Source organism: Psychroserpens sp. (genome assembly GCF_036960315.1).
GTDB lineage: Bacteria > Bacteroidota > Bacteroidia > Flavobacteriales > Flavobacteriaceae > Psychroserpens.
This window is the reverse complement of sequence record NZ_JBALVR010000027.1, coordinates 1-4,089: the sequence shown is the minus strand read 5'-3', so window position 1 is coordinate 4,089 and position 4,089 is coordinate 1. Positions and strand designations below refer to the sequence as shown.

The following is a 4,089-nucleotide window of genomic DNA, read 5'->3' as shown; positions in this document are numbered from 1 at the left end:
ACAGTGTGGTAATCATTTATTTTGACTGGACTGTCCGTATACTAAACCACCGTAGCTTTTGTGCTCGGTTGGTACGCAATTGTTGCGTTCCTGATACTTAACGCAAGTATAGTTAAATTTTATGACTTTTAAGTGTAATTATTTCTAATAAATTTCACCTGAAAAAATTGAGTAGCAATGAATTATACTCGCTGTTACCACTAGGTAGTGCGACTCTAATAAATTAACATAAAATCAGACAAAAAGCATATTAATACGATTAAAAGAGTATATTTGTAATAATATTAACCTAGAGTACTTAATTTTCTTCACGCTTAATTTGGCTGTAAAAAAAACAAAATCTTTAAAAAATAGCAACGCAATGAAAACAATACTACTAGCAGCATGTCTGCTATTTGGTACCCATATTATGTATAGTCAAGACGCTATTCCAACTTCAGGTGGTGATGCCACAGGAAGTGGTGGTACCTCCAGCTATTCTGTTGGGCAATTGGTGTATACCACCACTACAGGAAATGGTACAGTATCCCAAGGGGTACAACAAAGTATCGAACTATTTACCCTGAGTAATCCAGAGCTGACTACTGTAAACTTAACTGCAGTAACCTATCCCAATCCTACAGCAGATGTGGTCGTATTGGCATTAACAGATGCGAATTTAGTTGGTATAAGCTATGCCATGTACGATTTGCAAGGCAGAGTGGTTGCAAAAGGCTTAGTAACCCAAAATAACACACAAATAGGGATGCAAAGTTTGGCCATTGGCACGTACATCCTAAAAGTAAACCAAAACAATCAAGAATTAAAAACGTTTAAAATCATTAAAAAATAACCATCAAGACACATGAAAAAACTATACACCATACTAGCAGCAGTATTAGTAACTGCAAGTACTTTTGCCCAAGCACCAGAGAAGATGAGCTACCAAGCAGTAGTAAGAAACAGTAGCGATATTTTAGTGACCAACCAAGCCGTAGGGATGCAAATAAGTATTCTACAAACGACACCTATGGGAACAGCTGTTTATGTAGAAACGCATACACCTACAACTAATGTTAACGGCTTAGTGACCCTAGAAATTGGGACAGGTAATGTTGTAAGTGGTGATTTTACAACCATAGATTGGTCTACTGACAGTTACTTTATAAAAACAGAAACCGATCCAAATGGAGGCATCAGTTATACTATTACAGGTACCAGCCAGTTATTAAGTGTGCCTTATGCATTGCATGCAAAAACCGCGGAGAATGTTATAGGGTTTTCTGGAGATTTAGGAAATGCTTATAGTGATTACTTATATTGGGACACTATTTCAAATTCTTGGAGGGTTGGAGGTGACAAAGTTCATATCGGTCAAGATGCTGGTAGCATTAATCAAGCACCTTTCACAGTTGCCATAGGTGAAAGAAGTGGTTACGATTCTCAAGGATTTTCAGCAGTTGCCATAGGTGAAAGCAGTGGGGAATTTAATCAACAGGATTCAGCAGTTGCCATAGGTAGTAGAAGTGGTAGCGATTCTCAAGGATTTGAAGCAGTTGCCATAGGTAGTAGAAGTGGAGAAGTACAACAAGGGTTTTTAGCAATTGCCATAGGTAGTAGAAGTGGTAACAGTAATCAAGCACCTTTTGCAGTTGCCATAGGTGAAAGAAGTGGAGAAGTTAATCAAGCACCTTTGGCAGTTGCCATAGGTGAAAGTAGCGGTAGAGATGGTCAAGCACCTGAAGCAGTTGCCATAGGTAGTAGAAGTGGTAGCGATTCTCAAGGAATTTTTGCAGTTGCCATAGGTAGTAGAAGTGGTAGCGATTTTCAAGGATCTGAAGCCGTTGCCATAGGTAGTAGAAGTGGTAGCGATTTTCAAGGATCTGAAGCCGTTGCCATAGGTAGTAGAAGTGGAGAAGTTAATCAAGGAAATAATGCTATTGCGATTGGTGCAAATAGTGGGACTACTAATCAAAACAACAATAGTATAATTTTAAATGCTACAGGTTTACCTTTAGAGTCAACAGTACCAAATAGCTTGTACATAGCTCCTATTCGTGATGCAAATGGCCCGCAAGTGCTTAAATATGACCCAACGACAAAGGAAGTAACAGCTACAGATACGACTAAGATGAATTATTCGGCAACAGTTGCACCTTCTGTAACTGACGATGTAATTTCAAATTTTTCAGTAGGTTCAATGTGGATTGATACGGTTGGTTTACAAGCTTATATTTGCATTGATAGTTCACCTGCAGCCGCTATTTGGAAACAAATTACTCAATAAAAAAACATCTTTAAAAACAACTCTATGAGAAATACTATTCTAGTAGCATGTCTATTATTTGCTACACAATTAATGGATGCACAAGATGCTATTCCAACTTCAGGTGGTGATGCCACAGGAAGTGGTGGTACCTCCAGCTATTCTGTTGGGCAATTGGTGTATACCACTACTACAGGAAATGGTACAGTATCCCAAGGGGTACAACAAAGTATCGAACTATTTACCCTGAGTAATCCAGAGCTGACCACTGTAAACTTAACTGCAGTAACCTATCCCAATCCTACAGCAGATGTGGTCGTATTGGCATTAACAGATGCGAATTTAGTTGGTATAAGCTATGCCATGTACGATTTGCAAGGCAGAGTGGTTGCAAAAGGCTTAGTAACCCAAAATAACACACAAATAGGGATGCAAAGTTTGGCCATTGGCACGTACATCCTAAAAGTAAACCAAAACAATCAAGAATTAAAAACGTTTAAAATCATTAAAAAATAACCATCAAGACACATGAAAAAACTATACACCATACTAGCAGCAGTATTAGTAACTGCAAGTACTTTTGCCCAAGCACCAGAGAAGATGAGCTACCAAGCAGTAGTAAGAAACAGTAGCGATATTTTAGTGACCAACCAAGCCGTAGGGATGCAAATAAGTATTCTACAAACGACACCTATGGGAACAGCTGTTTATGTAGAAACGCATACACCTACAACTAATGTTAACGGCTTAGTGACCCTAGAAATTGGGACAGGTAATGTTGTAAGTGGTGATTTTACAACCATAGATTGGTCTACTGACAGTTACTTTATAAAAACAGAAACCGATCCAAATGGAGGCATCAGTTATACTATTACAGGTACCAGCCAGTTATTAAGTGTACCTTATGCATTGCATGCAAAAACTGCAGAGAACGTCACAAACGAATCGCAAACCATTGAGCAAGTATTAGTTATGGGTAATAATGCCAACGGAAATGACCTTATAAACACAGGACAAATTGTTATAGGTACGGATACACCAAATACAGAAGCTTCGATGGAAATTGCAACGCCATTGCCAGTTATTTTTCCTTCAATGACACAAAATGAAGTCAATGCAATAGCAACTCCAGTGGAAGGCATGGTACAATTTAATAGCGATGCCCGCAAATTACAGGTCTATGCCATGTTAACCGATAACGCTTCAATTTTGAATGAGATTTATGCAGGTTCAGAATTAAGTGATGAATTTTGTATTGACCAATCTATCACATCTCCTATAGACGGACAAATTGTTGCTATAGAGTTACTCTTAAAAGACGGTAATTTTGGTCCTGGACCTCATAATATTGATTTTTTAGGTGCGAGTTTTGAACAATTTACAATTCCTTCTTATTCAAGTTTCACTTGGTTTACTTTTAATTTAGCGACGCCTATACCTGTTAGTGCTGGGGGATCAGCGTTCTTAACGTTTTGTGTTGCATTTGAGTTGACTTTTGCTACCAACAGTAATTACCCTAATGGTGAATGTTTTGAAGCTAGTTTTTCAACGCCAAGTGCACAAGATGATTTAGTATTTAGAGTCCATATTCAACCGAACCCAGGTTCTTTTGGATGGCAGAATATGAATTAATCCATAGCTCTAAAACATATAACGTTCTTTTCTGAGAGCATTTAGAAAAACAAAACCAACAGTACTTTTGTAGAGCGCTGTTGGTTTTTTTGTGTGTAATTATGGCTAAGGTGTTTGTTTTTGAAGCGGGTTTAATGTCGTCCTCTTGTAAATTAATACTAACAGTTTTCATAATGCATAGTTTTAAAGGTGATGCATCAGGTTAATTCTAT

General features: G+C 37.9%; 4 protein-coding genes and 1 riboswitch. All 4 genes read left to right on the top strand.

Translation table 11 applies throughout. The features are described from left to right. Nucleotides 1–7 precede the first annotated feature (7 nt). A riboswitch (SAM-I-IV-variant riboswitch) is annotated at nt 8–102 on the bottom strand. Between the two features lie 259 nt (nt 103–361). Genes V7719_RS18725 through V7719_RS18710 form a run of 4 tightly spaced genes read left to right on the top strand, consistent with a single transcriptional unit; the run spans nt 362 to nt 3,877 of the window. Next, nucleotides 362–832 carry a T9SS type A sorting domain-containing protein gene (locus tag V7719_RS18725; protein ID WP_335731466.1) on the top strand — a complete coding sequence of 157 codons (471 nt, stop codon included), beginning with the start codon at nt 362–364 and terminating at the stop codon, nt 830–832. 12 nt (nt 833–844) lie between these two features. Then, on the top strand, nt 845–2,266 hold the full coding sequence (locus V7719_RS18720; RefSeq protein ID WP_335731465.1) for a hypothetical protein: 1,422 nt from the start codon (nt 845–847) through the stop codon (nt 2,264–2,266). Between the two features lie 24 nt (nt 2,267–2,290). Beyond that, nucleotides 2,291–2,761, top strand: coding sequence for a T9SS type A sorting domain-containing protein (locus V7719_RS18715; RefSeq protein ID WP_335731464.1), 471 nt, complete (start codon nt 2,291–2,293; stop codon nt 2,759–2,761). A 12-nt stretch (nt 2,762–2,773) separates the two neighbouring features. Next, nucleotides 2,774–3,877, top strand: coding sequence for a hypothetical protein (locus tag V7719_RS18710; protein WP_335731463.1), 1,104 nt, complete (start codon nt 2,774–2,776; stop codon nt 3,875–3,877). Nucleotides 3,878–4,089 lie beyond the last annotated feature (212 nt).